This is a genomic window from Pseudomonas sp. URMO17WK12:I12, from assembly GCF_000514395.1.
GTDB lineage: Bacteria > Pseudomonadota > Gammaproteobacteria > Pseudomonadales > Pseudomonadaceae > Aquipseudomonas > Aquipseudomonas mucoides.
This window is the reverse complement of sequence record NZ_AZVV01000009.1, coordinates 100,890-115,995: the sequence shown is the minus strand read 5'-3', so window position 1 is coordinate 115,995 and position 15,106 is coordinate 100,890. Positions and strand designations below refer to the sequence as shown.

Genomic DNA, 15,106 nt, shown 5'->3' with positions numbered 1-15,106 from the left:
ATTCAAACAAGGAACCCCTGATGAGCCTGACTCTATTGGAACAAAGCCTCGGCCAACTGGCGTGCAACATTCCCGGCGCCACGCGGATTTTCCACACCCTTCAAACTGGACTTCTGTTGTGGCGGGCATAAAAGCCTGCTTGAAGCGGCCGCTGGCAAAGGCCTCGATCCGGCTCTGATTGCCGATGCGCTGCACCAGCTGCAAGACACCGGCGAAACCCAGTACGACTGGCGCAACGAACCCTCGGAGCTGTTGATCGCCCATCTTCTGGCGCGCTACCACGCACGCCATCGCGAACAACTGCCGGAACTGATTCGTCTGGCCCGCCGCGTCGAGCAGGTCCATGGTGCCCGCAGCAGTTGCCCCAACGGCCTGGCCGATCTCCTGACCGACATGCAACAAGAACTTGAAGGCCACATGCTCAAGGAAGAACAAGTGCTGTTCCCGATGCTGCAACAAGGCATCGGCCCTCAGGCCGCACCGCCGATCCAGGTGCTGCGCTTTGAACATGATCAACATGGCGAAGCATTGGAAAGGCTGCTTGCGCTGACCAACAACATCACCCCGCCGGCCGATGCCTGTAACACCTGGCGTGCCCTGTATCGCGGGCTGCTGGAGTTTCGTGATGACCTGATGCAACACATCCATCTGGAAAACAACGTGTTGTTCGTCAACGCACTTAAACCTCGCCATTGATCGATTGCTGGTCATACAAAACCAGTGACACAGCATTCGCGAGCAGGCTCGCTCCCACAGGGGAACGGTATCCCAATGTGGAAGCGAGCCGGCTCGCCAATGGCGCCATTACAGGGTTACGGGTTCTCCCGCGCGATCAACCGTGCCAATAGAACATGGCCTTGGCCAGGATCACGATCAACACCATGTGCGCGAGGATGCTGCGGCGAATCCAAGTGGCGCGGGTCGTGGTCAGGCGTGCGCTTTTCAGCCAGTACGCCAGCAGAAAGTAATGGCCGATGATGCTCAGGGCCAGGATGATCTTCAGGCTCAGCAACGTACCAAAACTGCTCGCCAGCGGCTGACTCAATACACCCCGGTGTTGCCACGCCAGGCTGATACCGGCGCCATACAACAGCAACACCACGCCATGCAGCACCTTGCGCGAACGCACTGCAATCGCTTGATCGGCGCTCGTTTGCGCGCTAACCGCCACCTGCTGGCGGGCGTTGTGCCAGATCACCACCTCGAAAAACAGCGTGCCGATGAAGGCAATCGCCGCCAGCAAGTGGGTGACCAGTAAAAAGGGATACATCACCGGCAGCCTCCATCAGTTAGCGTGCTTAGCCCGGATGGCCGTCCACTCGGGACTGCAACAGCATCGGCCCATAGCGCCAGGCGTATAGCGCAAACGCCAGCACCCAACACAGACCCGCCAGCCACAACGCCGGCAAGGGGAAAAACAGGATCAACACGACCCGGCTCAGACAGGCCAGGTTGACCAGAATGAACGCCAGGGTCATGCCCGACGGCGGCTCCAGCGCGCGGCCGGTATGCCCCAGGCTGACCCGTGCAATCATCGCCAGCACCAGGCCACCCATGGCACCAATGGTCAGGCAATGCACCGCCAGACTCGAATTGATCGGCACACCGAAATGCCACAGCGCCATCCCGAGACAGGCCACCGCCAACCAGGCATAAGCCAGGTACAACGACCACAACAACGGCACATGCCAGAGGGCGCGATCATGCCAGCGCACCAGGCGCACCAGATGCCCTGCGGCCAACACCGCGAACAACAGGCCCACCCAGAAATCGGGGACAAGCGCAGGTCCCGCGGCATAGAGCAACGCCACCAGCGGTGAGCCAATCAGCAGCAGCCAATCCAGCCACTGCCAAGGGGTAACGCCCTCGACCTTGCCGAGGCCGCGCTGGATGAAGAACGGAATGACGCGCCCACCGATCAAACCCATCATTGCCGCCACCAGCCACAGACCCGTCAACACGCCTTGACGCTGCCAGCCTTCATGACCTTCGACCAGACCATACAGGGACAACCCATCGGCCGCCGCTAACAGCAGCAACACCACCGCAATGGGGTAGTTACGTTTCTGCCGCACCTTCCACAAGGTGAATCCCATGAGCGCAGCCACCGCCAGCGGGAACGCCAGTTCCAGCACCGCGAGCACCGGCAACGGTGCATTGACCAGCCAGGCCACGCGCGCCAATAACCACAGCAGCGCCAACATGGCCAGTGGTTGCCCGCTGATGCCGGGGCGACCGGTCCAGGTCTGCACCGCCGTCAGCAGAAAGCCGGCGATGATCGCCAAGCCGAATCCGAACAGCAATTCGTGTCGATGCCAGCCCAGCCAGCCACCCGCCGGCTGCCAGCCGGAAAGCTCACCACTGAAGGCGAACAGCCAGAGTGGAATGACCAGCACCGCCAGCAGGCAGCCGGCGAGGAAAAATGGCCGAAAGGCCAAACGCAACAGCGGCGCGATAGCCATCGCTTTACGGCGGTCAAGCACTTGCATAAAGCTACTCCTTTACCTTGCTGCTGACCTGACGCCAACCCACACGCGTCAAGGCAAGTCCGGGGGCAATCATCGGGTATTGACGATTAATTGCCTTTGTCGCAGATCAAGTGTGCAAGGGCCGTGCCCTGATGTTCATTCGCCCCCTGTGGTGAGAGGACCTGCTCCCTGCGGGATGGGGTTCAGGGTAGAAATGACCATTTAAGGGTTATTTGAACCCTAAACCCCATAGTCGTTTTTACCCTCCTATCTGACAACCCCAGTAAACAACGGACTCCAGGCATGGCCCGCGTCTTGCTCAATGGTTCAGAAATCAAGGAAAACTTGATCCTTCTCGAACCCCAGGAGTCGTCATGAAAAAAGTCATCCAGCCATTGGCCTGGTTTGTGGTGCTGACCTCGGTGCTGGCGTTGGCCAGCGGTGTCTCGCTGGGCCTCGTTTGACTTGATCGCCATCCCCTCCTCAAACCTCAGGATGAATTTTTATGGTGCTTCATCGCGTCCATCACCAGATTCTGCGCAGCCATCACTTGTTCGAGCCGTTGAACGAAGAACAGCTGGATGAGTTGATGAGTACCAGCCACTTGCTGAGCATCGACAAAGGCGAACCGTTGTTCCGTCAGGGCGAGTCGGCAGACTCGTTCTATTTCGTGATTGCCGGCGCGGTGAAAATCTATCGCCTGACGCCCGACGGGCAGGAGAAAGTGTTTGAGGTCATTGGTGACCGGCAAACCTTCGCCGAAGCGATGATGCTGATGGACACCCCGAACTATGTGGCCTCGGCCGAAGCGATCTGCCCCACTCAGCTCTATCGGTTATCCAACAACACCTATATGCGCCTGCTGCAAAGTAACAGCCGACTGACCTTTGCGCTGCTCGGCAAGCTGTGCGTTCGCTTGCATCAACGGGTCAACGAAATCGAAACCCTGTCATTGAAAAACGCTACCCACCGGGTCGTGCGTTATCTGCTGACGCAACTGGTGCGCCAGCAAACCGTTGGCAGCCAATTCGAACTGCCAATGGCCAAGCAACTGATTGCCGGGCACCTGTCGATCCAGCCGGAAACCTTTTCGCGGATCATCCGTCGCCTGATCGATGAAAACATCATCACCCAGGACGGCCGCCAGATCGCCATTCTCGATCGTCTGCGCCTGGAACAGTTCGAGTGAGTGCCCTGCCCGTCTGTCTGTATTGCCAACGCGCCAACCCCGCACAAGAAACCGAGTGCCTCCAGTGCGGCATGCCCCTGCCGGTATTGGCCGCACACGCGGCGCAACGTCGGCTGCGCCGATTCACGTGGTTCTGCATCGGCCTGACGATCTTCTGCGTGACGATGTTTTTCTGGCTGCCACGCGGCAGCAGTTGATGCTGCGTGCCCCCCTCAAGGTTGGGTCAACTGGCGGTACAGCTGCGGCAATCGCAGGGGTAATTGCTCGGGCTGACGGATCAAGGTGTAGCCATTGGCGCCGAACATGTAAGGCAGGTAATCCCCGGCCTCGCGATCAATCGTGATGCAAAACGGCGTCAACCCCTGGTGCCGCGCCTCCAGCACCGCTTCGCGGGTGTCTTCAACGCCGTAACGTCCCTCGTACAAGTCCAGATCGTTCGGTTTGCCATCCGTGAGCAATAGCAACAGTTTGCTGCGGCGCTTGCTCTTGCCCAGCAGTTGGGTGGCCTGGCGGATGGCGGCGCCCATGCGCGTGTAATAACCCGGTTTGAGCCCTTGAATACGACCACGGGTGTTGTCGTCATAACGCTGGGTGAAAGACTTGAGTTCCTGCATCCGCACTTGATGACGGCGCAACGAGGAAAACCCGTACAGGGCGAAATCATCACCGAGCACCGACAGGGTCTCACCGAACAGCAGCAAGCTGTCGCGGATGACATCAATCACCCGATGCTCATCGTTCAAGTGCGCGTCGGTGGACATCGACACATCGGCCAGCAACAGGCACGCCAGGTCACGGCGTGTCTGCCGTTGTTCCATGAACAAACCGCGTTCCGCACACTGGCCATGCTCGCGTTCAACGTGAAAATCCAGCCAGGCCTGCATATCCAGTTCAGACCCTTGGGGTTGCTGGCGTAACCATTGGCGGTCATTGCGCAGGTGCTCGAACTGGCGCCGCAGACGGTGCGCCGAAGCTTTCAGCCGTGGCGGCAGTGGCTGCGCCTCGCAGTCCCGGGGCACCATCATTTGCAGATTGACGAAGGCGTCTTGCATCTGCTGTTTGCGATAGTCCCACTCCGGCAACTTGATGCCCTCGCCCAGGGGAATATCGTCGACATCGGCCGGCGGTAAATCCAGGTGCAGCTTGAGGCCGCCGCCCTTGCGCAGACGGGTGCGCGACAGGCTCAACTCGTCGAGGTCCTCGGCGACTTTGGCCGCGTCCGGGTCCTCACTGTCGTCCGACCAGCGATCCAGGTCCACGTGTTCGGTCCAGCTGAACAGGTTCTCCAGACGCACGATTAACAACCCGCCATCGCGGGTGCTTTCATCGATCCGCTTGGCGCGTTTGCTTGCGCCCTTTTGCTCACCGGGCGGGGTCGTCAACGATTCTTCGGACTCCTCCCCCAGGTCGGCAGCCTGCGGGCTCGCGAGGTTTTGCGGCGGGTACAACCACAGCGGCAACGGCCACGCGGCCCGTTCGCTGCGGGGAAAATGTTCGACACTGCCGGGCTCGCGCAGCGCCTGGCATAACGCCCGTTCCAGGGCCGCTTCGCCACGACTCAATGTGGCCGGATCCGGGCGCAATTGCAGGTGAGCATCGACCAGGCGTTTGTACCGGGTACGCAACGCGGGATAACGCCGTAACAGCAGTTGCGTCCAGCGTTGATTGTCCCGGCCCCAGTGCCGCATTTGGCCGGCCTGTGCCGCCAGCAAGGCGAGCCAACGATAGAGTTCCTCGTTCAGTGCGATTTCGGGAAACACTGCGAGGCTCGACGGCAGACGAAGGTTGCTCGCGTCGCACCACGCCAGGGGCACTTGCTTGCAGGTACCGGCGATCTGCTGCAGCACATTGCGCCGCAACAGCAGATCGCGGTCACTGGCGGCTTCGACACCGATGCCACTGGCGCCGCCCATGGCGCGAAACAGCAGCGCCAGCGGACGTTGCTGGCTGGCCAGTTCGACGCGTGCCTCGGGGAAGTCCGGGCTGGCGCGCCGGGTGATGAAGCGATGCCAGACGCTGCCGACCCACTCTTCCAGTTCGACGGTAAAGGCCATGATCATTGCCCTTTTTTGTAAAGCAAAAAAACGGCCCGCTGTATCAGCCGGGCCGACCTTTTCTAGCCGTGCCAGCGGCTCATGAAGGCACCACGGCCGCCGGGGCGCGCAACGCTGCGCGGCCACGTTGCTTGAAGCTGAACAGGTAACAGAGCAGTCCCGCAAGGAAACCAAGACCGGCGCCAAAACGGGCCCAGAACAGCACCTGCAGATGTTCGACCGTGGCCATGAAGGGCAACGCGACACCATCGACCTGCCAGCGTTGCAGGTAAACCTGAACGACACCGGCTGCGGTGAGGAACAGCGTGATCATCACCATCGACAGGGTCATCAACCAGAAGCCCCAGATTTCGAAGGTCTGCGAGCGCTCATCGCCTGCTTCACCCAACCCGCGCAGTCGTGGCATGGCGTAGCTGATCAAGGTCATCACGATCATCGCGTAAGCACCGTAGAAAGCCAGGTGGCCGTGCGCCGCCGTCAGTTGCGAACCGTGGGTGTAGAAGTTGACCGGTGCCAGGGTATGTAAAAAGCCCCAGACGCCAGCACCGAAGAACGCTGTGACGACGGTTCCCTTGGCCCACAGGGTGGCGGCGCGGTTCGGGTGTTGCCGGCGGCGGTTCTTCACCATGCTGAAGGCGAAGATCACCATGGCCAGGAACGGCAGCGGTTCGAGTGCCGAGAAAATTGAACCGACCCACAACCAGACCTCAGGCGCACCAATCCAGAAGAAGTGGTGACCGGTGCCGATGATCCCGGTAATCAGCGCCATGGCGATGATCACATACAGCCATTTCTCCACGACTTCCCGGTCTACCCCGGTGATCTTGATCAGGACGAACGCGAGCATCGAACCCATGATCAGTTCCCACACGCCTTCCACCCAAAGATGCACCACCCACCACCAGTAGAACTTGTCGCGGGCCAGGTTGCCGGGGTTATAGAAGGAGAACAGGAAGAACACCGCGAGCCCGATCAACCCGGTCATCATCACCATGCTGACGGTGGTCTTGCGACCTTTGAGCAGGGTCATGCCGATGTTGTAGAGGAAGCCCAGGCACACCACCACAATGCCCATCTTGGTGATGGTCGGTTGCTCCAGGAACTCCCGGCCCATGGTCGGCAGCAGTTCGTTGTGGGTCAGCCTGGCCAGGCCGGCATACGGCACCAGCAGATAGCCCAGGATCGTCAGCACACCCGCGGCGGCGAATACCCAGAACAGAATGATCGCCAGTTTAGGGCTGTGCAGTTCGCGATCGGCCTCTTCCGGAATCAGGTAGTAGGCGGCGCCCATGAAGCCGAACAGCAGCCAGACGATCAGCAGGTTGGTGTGCACCATCCGCGCCACGTTGAAGGGGATGATCGGGAACAGAAAGTCCCCTATCACGTATTGCAGACCCATGATCAAACCGAACAACACCTGACCGAGAAACAGGATCAGGGCGAACACGAAGTACGGTTTGGCCACGGCTTGCGAGGCGAATTTCAGATGTGGATTGGCAACGCTCATCGCTTAGCCCTCCTTGTTTGGCGGCCAGCCATTGGTGTTGATGTTCGAGCTCCATTTGAGGAACTCGGCGATGTCATCCACCTCCTGCTCGCTCAACTTGAACTGCGGCATCGCTCGCCGGCCCGGTACGCCCAGGGGCTGCATTTTCATCCAGGCATGCAGAAAGGGTTTGAAGCCCGCCTCCCCGCCGCGTCGCTGGAACACGTTGCCCAGCTCTGGCGCAAAGTAGGCGCCCTCGCCCAACAGTGTGTGGCAGCCGATGCAGTTGTTTTGCTCCCAGACCAACTTGCCACGCACCACAGATTCGGTGAGTTGCGCCTCATTACTGCGGGCTGGAAAGGTCTGTTCCGTGTGATAGGTCAAGGCCAGGAATATCAGGAAGAAGAAGATGCTTCCCCCGAAATAGATGTTCCTGGCCATGCCTTTGGTGAAGGTCTCTGACATGGTCGCTTCCTCTTTGCTTGGCCCGTCCATGATAGGAAGCGAAGGGTTGAAACCTGCTTGATGGCGATCAAGAAAGTCAGATGGTTTTGGTCGGGTATTACACTTGAGCCCTACTCGGTCCCTGTAGCAGCTGGCGAAGCCTGCTGCTACAGGGATTGGTTAACGGAACGACATCAGTGTCATCCCGATCACCGTCGCCAACACCAACGCCCAGCTCAACATCAACCGCCGCCACAGTCGCGGCGCGTGGCGCATCTCCATGAAGCCGTCGGTGATCAGCCAGGCCTTGCCGACCGCCACCAGCAAGATGGCCATCGACAGCAGCGACGTCGCGCCAACGTGCGCCAGGACGACAGTGCACACACTTAACGTGGCAAGCGCCGCCCAACAGACGAGCAATACCCTGGAAACAGACATGAAAACCTCGTCAACTCAGCACGTAGACCAGCGGAAACAGCATGACCCAGATCAGATCGACCATGTGCCAATAGAGCACGCCGGATTCAAAACCGCTGCGCTTGCTGGCGTCATACAAGCCACGGCGACAGCGCTCCGCGAGCCACCCGAGAATGACCATGCCGAGCAGTACGTGGAGAAAATGAAAACCGGTGAGGATCCAGTAGAGGGTGAAAAAGGTGTTGTGCTCCATGCCCAGCCCCGAGGCGAGCAAGTGCCGGTATTCCGTGAGTTTCAGCACCACGTAAACACTGGCGACGAGTAACGCCATCAGCAGGAAGACCGCACTGTGACGCGGCCGCGAGCGCCTGACTTGCGCTTGCGCCAGCGCGGCGAACAGCCCCGCAGTGAGCAGGCTCAGGGTCATCGCCAACCCGGTTGAGGTGTTCAGCAACAGGCGGCTTTCACTGAACATCTGCGGCTTGATCGCTTGGGTCACGGCGAACGCCAGGATCAGGATGGCGAACACCGACAGCTCGGCCAGAATGAAAAACCACATCGCCAGATCGCCCGGCAAGTGACGGCGCAAGACGCCCGTGGACTCAGCCGAAGTGGACATCAACCACGTCCATCAGCGCGGCAACGGTCAACGGATCGTCGCTCAGCGGCTCGGCCAGGCAGGCCATGCAGGCCTCACGCGGGCTCATGCCGGAGCGGATCATGCGCGCGGTAAAAATCAGCAGCCGCGTTGAGGCGACCTCTTCCAGATCATGTTGATCGAGCCGGCGCAGCGCCTGGCCCAACCGCACCACTTGCGCCGCCAGCGCGTTGTCCACCTGGGCTTCCCGGGCCACGATACGTTCCTCGTCGGCCACCGGTGGATAGCCGAAACGCATCGCCACGAAACGCTGGCGGGTGCTGGGTTTCATGCCTTTGAGCAGGTTCTGGTAACCGGGGTTGTAGGAGACCACCAGCATGAAGGACGGCGGCGCCTTCAGCACTTCGCCGGTGCGTTCCAGGAACAGTTCACGACGATCATCGGCCAATGGATGCAACACCACCACGGTGTCCTGACGCGCCTCGACCACTTCGTCGAGGTAACAGATGCCGCCTTCACGCACCGCGCGGGTCAGCGGCCCGTCCTGCCACCAGGTGCCCTGGGCACCGATCAGGTGGCGGCCGATCAGGTCGGCCGCGCTCAGATCGTCATGGCAAGCCACGGTGTACAGCGGCAGTTTCAGCCGATGGGCCATGTGCTGGACGAAACGGGTTTTGCCGCAGCCCGTCGGCCCCTTGATCAGTACTGGCATGCCGTGACGCCAGGCTTGTTCGAACAGCACCTCCTCATTATTGAGCGGTTGGTAGAAGGGTTCGGTCGGGTGTTCGCAAGGCTGGATACGGTCCATGGGCTGCCTGTTCCAAAAGCGGATTCAAGGAACACGCTACGGTCCCCTGCGACAACCTGGCAAGTGAGATGGCCGACAAACTTGATCGTCGTCAAGCGAACAATGGCCTGCTCGGGCATAGCCTTGCACGGCACTGAGAACCTGCGTTCTGCGCTGCCGTTTCAGCACATCGCAAAGGTCTTGCCTGAGGAGAAATGGAATGCTGATCAGCAACAGAAAAATGTTTGCCCTGACCCTCGCCACATTGTGTTCGTCATTGGCCCTGGCGGTGAGTCATGCCGCCAGCTCTGACGAGCCCGCCGCCGCTGCGGCCAATCCGCCCATGGTCAAAACCGCCGGCGCTCCCGACATGAGCCAGGCCGAGTTCGACTCATCCAAGGACATCTACTTCCAGCGCTGCGCAGGCTGCCACGGCGTTTTGCGCAAAGGGGCCACGGGCAAACCGCTGACGCCGGACATTACCCAGAACCGCGGGCAGCCGTACCTGGAGGCCTTGATTACCTATGGGTCGCCGGCGGGCATGCCGAACTGGGGGACGTCCAATGCGCTGACCAAGGATCAGATCACAGTCATGGCCAAGTTCATTCAGCACACGCCGCCGACGCCACCGGAATGGGGCATGGCCGAGACGCTGAAAACCTGGAAAGTGTTGGTCAAACCCGAAGATCGTCCGAAGAAGCAGCTGAGCAAACTCAACCTGCCGAACCTGTTTTCGGTGACGTTGCGCGATGACGGCAAGATCGCCCTGATCGACGGTGACAGTAAGAAGATCGTCAAGCTGATAGAGACCGGTTACGCGGTGCACATCTCGCGCATTTCTGCTTCGGGTCGCTATCTGTTGGTGATTGGCCGAGACGCCCGGATCGACATGATCGACCTCTGGCCGGTGGAGCCGACCAAGGTCGCCGAAGTCAAAGTGGGCATCGAGGCACGCTCGGTCGAGACCTCAAAGTTCAAAGGCTACGAAGACAAATACACCATCGCCGGCTCTTATTGGCCGCCGCAATTCACCATCATGGATGGCGAAACCCTGGAGCCGAAGCAGATCGTTTCGACCCGCGGCATGACCGTCGACAAACAGGAATACCACCCGGAGCCTCGGGTCGCGGCGATCATCGCCTCCCACGAATGGCCGGAGTTCATCGTCAACGTCAAGGAAACCGGCAAGGTGATGCTGGTCAATTACCAGGACATCAAAAACCTCACGGTCACCTACATCGATGCTGCGCCCTTCCTGCATGACGGCGGTTGGGACAGCACACACCGCTACTTCATGACCGCCGCCAACAACTCCAACAAGGTCGCCGTGATCGACTCCAAGGAGCGCAAGTTGACCGCGCTGGTGGACGTCGGCAAAACCCCGCACCCGGGTCGCGGCGCCAACTTCAACCACCCGACCTATGGCCCGGTCTGGGCCACCAGCCATCTGGGTGATGACGGTATCTCGCTGATCGGCACCGACCCGACCAAACACCCGCAATACGCCTGGAAGCAGGTCGCCTCGCTCAAGGGACAGGGCGGCGGATCGCTGTTTATCAAAACCCACCCCGACTCTCGTCACCTGTACGTCGACACCACCCTCAACCCGGACGCCAGGCTCAGCCAGTCGGTGGCGGTGTTCGACATCGACAAACTCGACGCTGGCTACACCGTGCTGCCCATCGCTGAATATGCGGGCATCAAGCAAGGCGCCATGCGCGTCGTGCAACCGGAATACAACAAGGCCGGCGATGAGGTCTGGTTCTCCGTGTGGAGTGGCCAGGCAGACGAGTCGGCGCTGGTGGTGATCGACGACAAAACACTGAAGCTCAAGTCAGTCATCAAGGACAAACGACTGATCACACCCACCGGGAAGTTCAACGTCTACAACACCCAACACGACATCTATTGAGCTCCATCAATGCAAGGAAACACCATGAAAAATACTCTGTTTTCACTGTTCGCCCTGACCGCTGCGCTGAGTGTGCAACCGGTCATGGCCCAAGACGCGCTGGAGCTGTTCAAGAGCAAACCCTGCGCAGCCTGTCATTCCATCGACACCAAGATTGTCGGCCCTGCGCTCAAGGATGTAGCAGCCAAGAACGCTGGCGTACCCGGAGCCGTGGACACCCTCGCGAGCCACATCAAGAACGGTACACAAGGCAACTGGGGGCCGATGCCCATGCCGGCCAACCCGGTGACTGAAGAAGAAGCGAAAATTCTCGCGACTTGGGTACTGACACTCAAATAACCGCCTGGAGGGCGTCTTGATGGTGTATCGACACGCTGTGATGCTGACGGCCCTCCTCCTCATTTGCGCAACCGCGGTTGCGGCGCCGGACGCCCAGCGTCAGGCACAACTCGAACACTTGCTGACCCAGGACTGCGGCGCCTGCCATGGACTGCACCTGACTGGCGGGCTAGGCCCCGAACTGACGCGCGCAGCGCTGGCCGGCAAGTCCAGAGACAGCCTGATTACCACCGTCGCCCAAGGCCGGCCCGGCACCGCGATGCCCGGTTGGGCTCCGCTGCTCAGCCCCGGCGACATCCGATGGCTGGTCGATCTACTTCTCCAGGGATATCCCGCACCATGATCCGTTCAATCCTGCTGTCAGCGGCGACCGGGCTGTTGTTGTCCGCTTGCGTTCAGCCACCATTGCGTGGCACCGGCGACTTGGGCCTGGTCGTGGAGCGCGCCACCGCAAGCGTACAAATCATCGAAAGCGACACCCACACCGCGCTGGCCCGACTCGAGGGTTTTGGCGACCTGTCCCATGCCTCGGTGGTGTTCTCCCGTGACCAGCGCTATGCCTATGTGTTCGGGCGCGACGGCGGGTTGAGCAAAATCGATTTGCTGACCCGGCGTATCGACCATCGCGTCATCCAGGGCGGCAACAGCATTGGTGGCGCCATCAGTCAGGACGGCAAGCTGATCGCCGTGTCCAACTACGTGCCCGGCGGGGTCAAGGTGTTCGATGCCGACACCCTGCAACTGGTGGCCGATATTCCAGCTACGCCCCTGGTCGATGGCAGCAAACGCTCACGGGTGGTCGGGCTGGTCGACGCGCCGGGGCAACGTTTTGTCTTCAGCCTGTTCGATACCGGCGAGATCTGGACCGCCGATTTCAGTCAGGGCAGCACGCCGCAGATCAGCCGCTTCACCGGTATCGGCCAGCAACCCTATGACGCCCTGATTACCCCCGATGGGCGCTACTACATGGCCGGCCTGTTCGGTGAAGACGGCATGGCCCAACTCGACCTCTGGCACCCGGAGCGCGGCGTGCAGCGTGTACTCGGCGACTACGGACGCGGCCAGGCGAAACTCCCGGTCTACAAGATGCCGCACCTGGAAGGCTGGGCTGTCGCTGACAACCAGGCCTTCGTGCCCGCCGTCGGCCGGCATCAAGTGTTGGTGATGGATTCACGCACCTGGCAGCAGACCGCTGTGATTCCGGTGGCCGGCCAACCGGTGTTCGTCACGTCGCGCCCGGACGGTCGGCAGCTGTGGGTCAACTTCGCCTACCCGGACAACGATCGGGTTCAGGTTATCGACACCGAAACCCACGCTGTGGTCGCCGACCTGCGCCCCGGGCCAGCGGTGCTGCACATGGAATTCACCGCACGCGGCGACCAATTGTGGCTTTCATTACGCGACGGTGATCAGGTCCAGGTCTGGGATCCGTACCGTCTGCAGCTGCTGAGCACCCTGCCCGCCAGCGCACCGAGCGGCATCTTCTTCAGCAGTCGCGCGCAGAAAATGGGGTATTGAAATGGACCTTGAACGACTCAGCCGCCAACTCATCGACCGCTTCCAGCACGGCATGCCACTGTGCCCGTCACCGTACAAAGAGATGGCAAGAATTCTCGGCTGCCGCGAATCCCAGGTGATGGCCTGCCTGGAAGAAATGGATCAGGCCGGCACCCTTTCACGCATCGGCCCGGTGTTTGAACACAGCCGTGCCGGGGCCAGCACCCTCGCCGCCCTCGCCGTGCCCGCCGAACACCTGCAACAGGTGGCCGAGCGCGTCAGTCAGTACCCGGAGGTCAATCACAACTACGCACGGGAGCATTTTTACAACCTGTGGTTTGTGTTGACCGGCCCTGATCGCCAACACATCGACCACGTGCTCAAAGCGCTTGAGAACGACACCGGCCTCATGCCGCTGGACCTGCCGATGTTGACCGCCTATTGCATCGACCTGGGCTTTGCCCTGGGAGAACACCCATGAAGCCAGGTTTGAGCCCGCAACAAGCGCTGGCGCTGCGACGACACCTCGAGGGCGGGTTGCCGCTGGTGCCGCGCCCCTATCAGGCCCTCGCCGAACGGATAAACACCGACGAAAACCAGGTACTCGAACAAATGCGCGAATGGAGCGAGCAAGGGCTTTTTCGCCGTATCGGCCTGGTGCTGCACCATCGAGCGCTGGGCTTTACCGCCAACGCCATGCTGGTGCTGGATATTCCCGATGCGCTGATCGACGAAGTCGGCCAGCGCCTGGGGCGAGCCCCCGGCATTAACCTCTGCTATCAACGGCCCCGGCGTTTACCGCAATGGCGGTTCAACCTGTTTTGCATGGTGCACGGGCGGCAACGTGATCAGGTGGAGGCGCACATCCAGGCGCTGCTGGAAGAACATTTGCTCAGCGACTTGCCCCACCAACTGCTGTTCAGCACCCAGGTTTTCAAGCAGTGCGGCGGCCGTTTTGCGCCCTCGCGCACCGGAGCACCGACCCATGGATGACCTCGACCGCCGGCTGATCAACCGTTTGCAATTGGGCTTGCCGCTGGTGCGCCACCCCTGGCGAGTATTGGCGGCCGAACTGCAGAGCAGCAGCACTGAACTGCTCGACCGATTGCACACCCTGCTCGCTGATGGCGTGCTCACACGCTTCGGCCCGATGTTCGACATTGAACGGCTGGGCGGCGCCTTCACCCTCGCCGCGTTGGCGGTGCCGGAAGAACGTTTCGATGACGTCGCCGAACAGCTCAATGGCCTGCCGGAAGTGGCGCACAACTACCGACGCGAACACGCCTGGAACATGTGGTTCGTACTTGGCTGCGCGACCGAAGAAGGCATCGCCGAGACACTGCAGCGCATCGAAACCCTGACCGGCCTGTCCCTGCTCAACCTGCCTAAAGAGGAGACCTACCATGTCGGTCTGTATTTCCCGGTCTGAAGACACCCTCGCCCAGCGTCTGATTGCGTTGACCCAGGCCGGTCTGCCGTTGCTGGATGACCCGTGGGCGTGGCTCGCCGAACAATTGGAATTAAGCATCGAATCCACCCTGGACCTGCTTAAGCGCTTGCAGGCCGAGGGCGCGATTCGGCGCATTGCCGCCGTACCCAATCACTACCGACTGGGCTATCGCCACAACGGCATGACGGTCTGGGATGTGCGAGACACCGACATACCGCGCCTCGGCGCACTGATCGGCGCGCAGCCTTTCGTCAGCCACTGCTATCGCCGCCCGCGCCGAACCGGATGGCGCTACAACCTGTTCGCCATGGTGCATGGCCGCAGCCGCGATGAGATCAACAGCTACCGCGAGCACCTGCGCTACTTGTTGGGCGAGGCCTGTGTTGCCGACGAGATGCTGGTGAGCAGCCGCATCCTGAAGAAAACCGGCTTGCGCTTGCCACCCGTTTTACGCTGAACACGCCC

At 60.7% G+C, this 15,106-nt stretch carries 18 protein-coding genes and 1 pseudogene; 11 read left to right on the top strand and 8 right to left on the bottom strand.

Annotated elements, in window-relative coordinates; all coding sequences use genetic code 11:
- The first annotated feature begins 20 nt into the window (after nt 1–20).
- Nucleotides 21–696, top strand: a pseudogene (gene ytfE / locus D882_RS01000000131060) (iron-sulfur cluster repair protein YtfE).
- Between the two features lie 136 nt (nt 697–832).
- Here ytfE and D882_RS0113065 read toward each other — a convergent pair.
- Nucleotides 833–1,270: a CopD family copper resistance protein gene (locus tag D882_RS0113065; protein WP_027923674.1), complete on the bottom strand. Its 438-nt coding sequence runs from the start codon at nt 1,268–1,270 to the stop codon at nt 833–835.
- 28 nt (nt 1,271–1,298) lie between these two features.
- A complete protein-coding gene (locus D882_RS0113060; protein WP_027923673.1) occupies nt 1,299–2,489 on the bottom strand; it encodes an NnrS family protein in 1,191 nt (396 codons plus the stop codon).
- Between the two features lie 484 nt (nt 2,490–2,973).
- Here D882_RS0113060 and D882_RS0113050 point away from each other — a divergent pair, with 484 nt between their 5' ends.
- Together D882_RS0113050 and D882_RS0113045 are read left to right on the top strand one after the other, a co-directional pair.
- Entirely contained in the window at nt 2,974–3,657 is a 684-nt protein-coding gene (locus tag D882_RS0113050; protein WP_027923672.1) for a Crp/Fnr family transcriptional regulator, read from the top strand.
- Nucleotides 3,654–3,854, top strand: coding sequence for a hypothetical protein (locus D882_RS0113045; RefSeq protein WP_027923671.1), 201 nt, complete (start codon nt 3,654–3,656; stop codon nt 3,852–3,854). Before D882_RS0113050 ends, D882_RS0113045 begins: the two co-directional genes overlap by 4 nt.
- A 15-nt stretch (nt 3,855–3,869) precedes the next feature.
- Here the strand turns inward: D882_RS0113045 and D882_RS0113040 are convergent, their stop codons facing one another.
- From D882_RS0113040 to D882_RS0113015, 6 genes are all read right to left on the bottom strand, one after another.
- Nucleotides 3,870–5,711 (bottom strand): nitric oxide reductase activation protein NorD, encoded by a 1,842-nt coding sequence (locus D882_RS0113040; RefSeq protein ID WP_027923670.1) that lies wholly within the window; start codon nt 5,709–5,711, stop codon nt 3,870–3,872.
- Between the two features lie 79 nt (nt 5,712–5,790).
- Nucleotides 5,791–7,218 (bottom strand): cbb3-type cytochrome c oxidase subunit I, encoded by a 1,428-nt coding sequence (locus tag D882_RS0113035; protein WP_027923669.1) that lies wholly within the window; start codon nt 7,216–7,218, stop codon nt 5,791–5,793.
- 3 nt (nt 7,219–7,221) lie between these two features.
- Nucleotides 7,222–7,662: a cytochrome c gene (locus D882_RS0113030; RefSeq protein ID WP_027923668.1), complete on the bottom strand. Its 441-nt coding sequence runs from the start codon at nt 7,660–7,662 to the stop codon at nt 7,222–7,224.
- Nucleotides 7,663–7,821: 159 nt separating this feature from the next.
- Nucleotides 7,822–8,079, bottom strand: coding sequence for a cytochrome C oxidase subunit IV family protein (locus D882_RS0113025; RefSeq protein ID WP_027923667.1), 258 nt, complete (start codon nt 8,077–8,079; stop codon nt 7,822–7,824).
- A gap of 10 nt (nt 8,080–8,089) precedes the next feature.
- Entirely contained in the window at nt 8,090–8,677 is a 588-nt protein-coding gene (locus tag D882_RS0113020) for a cytochrome c oxidase subunit 3 family protein (protein WP_027923666.1), read from the bottom strand.
- On the bottom strand, nt 8,661–9,464 hold the full coding sequence (locus D882_RS0113015; RefSeq protein ID WP_027923665.1) for a CbbQ/NirQ/NorQ/GpvN family protein: 804 nt from the start codon (nt 9,462–9,464) through the stop codon (nt 8,661–8,663). Before D882_RS0113015 ends, D882_RS0113020 begins: the two co-directional genes overlap by 17 nt.
- Before the next feature lie 199 nt (nt 9,465–9,663).
- On the opposite strand from D882_RS0113015, the gene D882_RS0113010 reads away from it, so the two are divergent.
- Genes D882_RS0113010 through D882_RS0112975 form a run of 8 tightly spaced genes read left to right on the top strand, consistent with a single transcriptional unit; the run spans nt 9,664 to nt 15,098 of the window.
- On the top strand, nt 9,664–11,355 hold the full coding sequence (locus tag D882_RS0113010; protein ID WP_032833512.1) for a nitrite reductase: 1,692 nt from the start codon (nt 9,664–9,666) through the stop codon (nt 11,353–11,355).
- Nucleotides 11,356–11,379: 24 nt separating this feature from the next.
- On the top strand, nt 11,380–11,694 hold the full coding sequence (locus D882_RS0113005; protein ID WP_027923663.1) for a c-type cytochrome: 315 nt from the start codon (nt 11,380–11,382) through the stop codon (nt 11,692–11,694).
- A gap of 19 nt (nt 11,695–11,713) precedes the next feature.
- Complete coding sequence (locus D882_RS0113000; protein ID WP_027923662.1) at nt 11,714–12,037, top strand: cytochrome c; 324 nt, start codon at nt 11,714–11,716, stop codon at nt 12,035–12,037.
- Complete coding sequence (locus D882_RS0112995) at nt 12,034–13,212, top strand: cytochrome D1 domain-containing protein (protein ID WP_027923661.1); 1,179 nt, start codon at nt 12,034–12,036, stop codon at nt 13,210–13,212. Before D882_RS0113000 ends, D882_RS0112995 begins: the two co-directional genes overlap by 4 nt.
- Before the next feature lies 1 nt (nt 13,213).
- A complete protein-coding gene (locus D882_RS0112990) occupies nt 13,214–13,672 on the top strand; it encodes an Lrp/AsnC family transcriptional regulator (protein ID WP_027923660.1) in 459 nt (152 codons plus the stop codon).
- Entirely contained in the window at nt 13,669–14,184 is a 516-nt protein-coding gene (locus tag D882_RS0112985; protein WP_027923659.1) for an Lrp/AsnC family transcriptional regulator, read from the top strand. The genes D882_RS0112990 and D882_RS0112985 overlap by 4 nt, the downstream gene beginning before the upstream one ends.
- Complete coding sequence (locus tag D882_RS0112980; protein ID WP_027923658.1) at nt 14,177–14,620, top strand: Lrp/AsnC family transcriptional regulator; 444 nt, start codon at nt 14,177–14,179, stop codon at nt 14,618–14,620. The genes D882_RS0112985 and D882_RS0112980 overlap by 8 nt, the downstream gene beginning before the upstream one ends.
- A complete protein-coding gene (locus D882_RS0112975) occupies nt 14,595–15,098 on the top strand; it encodes an Lrp/AsnC family transcriptional regulator (RefSeq protein ID WP_027923657.1) in 504 nt (167 codons plus the stop codon). The genes D882_RS0112980 and D882_RS0112975 overlap by 26 nt, the downstream gene beginning before the upstream one ends.
- Nucleotides 15,099–15,106 lie beyond the last annotated feature (8 nt).

Bases quoted from the DNA above. Each gene is read 5' to 3' on its own strand.
- D882_RS0113065 (WP_027923674.1), bottom strand. From the start codon at position 1,270: ATGTATCCCTTTTTACTGGTCACCCACTTGCTGGCGGCGATTGCCTTC.
- D882_RS0113060 (WP_027923673.1), bottom strand. From the start codon at position 2,489: ATGCAAGTGCTTGACCGCCGTAAAGCGATGGCTATCGCGCCGCTGTTG.
- D882_RS0113050 (WP_027923672.1), top strand. From the start codon at position 2,974: ATGGTGCTTCATCGCGTCCATCACCAGATTCTGCGCAGCCATCACTTG.
- D882_RS0113040 (WP_027923670.1), bottom strand. From the start codon at position 5,711: ATGGCCTTTACCGTCGAACTGGAAGAGTGGGTCGGCAGCGTCTGGCAT.
- D882_RS0113035 (WP_027923669.1), bottom strand. From the start codon at position 7,218: ATGAGCGTTGCCAATCCACATCTGAAATTCGCCTCGCAAGCCGTGGCC.
- D882_RS0113030 (WP_027923668.1), bottom strand. From the start codon at position 7,662: ATGTCAGAGACCTTCACCAAAGGCATGGCCAGGAACATCTATTTCGGG.
- D882_RS0113025 (WP_027923667.1), bottom strand. From the start codon at position 8,079: ATGTCTGTTTCCAGGGTATTGCTCGTCTGTTGGGCGGCGCTTGCCACG.
- D882_RS0113020 (WP_027923666.1), bottom strand. From the start codon at position 8,677: ATGTCCACTTCGGCTGAGTCCACGGGCGTCTTGCGCCGTCACTTGCCG.
- D882_RS0113015 (WP_027923665.1), bottom strand. From the start codon at position 9,464: ATGGACCGTATCCAGCCTTGCGAACACCCGACCGAACCCTTCTACCAA.
- D882_RS0113010 (WP_032833512.1), top strand. From the start codon at position 9,664: ATGCTGATCAGCAACAGAAAAATGTTTGCCCTGACCCTCGCCACATTG.
- D882_RS0113005 (WP_027923663.1), top strand. From the start codon at position 11,380: ATGAAAAATACTCTGTTTTCACTGTTCGCCCTGACCGCTGCGCTGAGT.
- D882_RS0113000 (WP_027923662.1), top strand. From the start codon at position 11,714: ATGGTGTATCGACACGCTGTGATGCTGACGGCCCTCCTCCTCATTTGC.
- D882_RS0112995 (WP_027923661.1), top strand. From the start codon at position 12,034: ATGATCCGTTCAATCCTGCTGTCAGCGGCGACCGGGCTGTTGTTGTCC.
- D882_RS0112990 (WP_027923660.1), top strand. From the start codon at position 13,214: ATGGACCTTGAACGACTCAGCCGCCAACTCATCGACCGCTTCCAGCAC.
- D882_RS0112985 (WP_027923659.1), top strand. From the start codon at position 13,669: ATGAAGCCAGGTTTGAGCCCGCAACAAGCGCTGGCGCTGCGACGACAC.
- D882_RS0112980 (WP_027923658.1), top strand. From the start codon at position 14,177: ATGGATGACCTCGACCGCCGGCTGATCAACCGTTTGCAATTGGGCTTG.
- D882_RS0112975 (WP_027923657.1), top strand. From the start codon at position 14,595: ATGTCGGTCTGTATTTCCCGGTCTGAAGACACCCTCGCCCAGCGTCTG.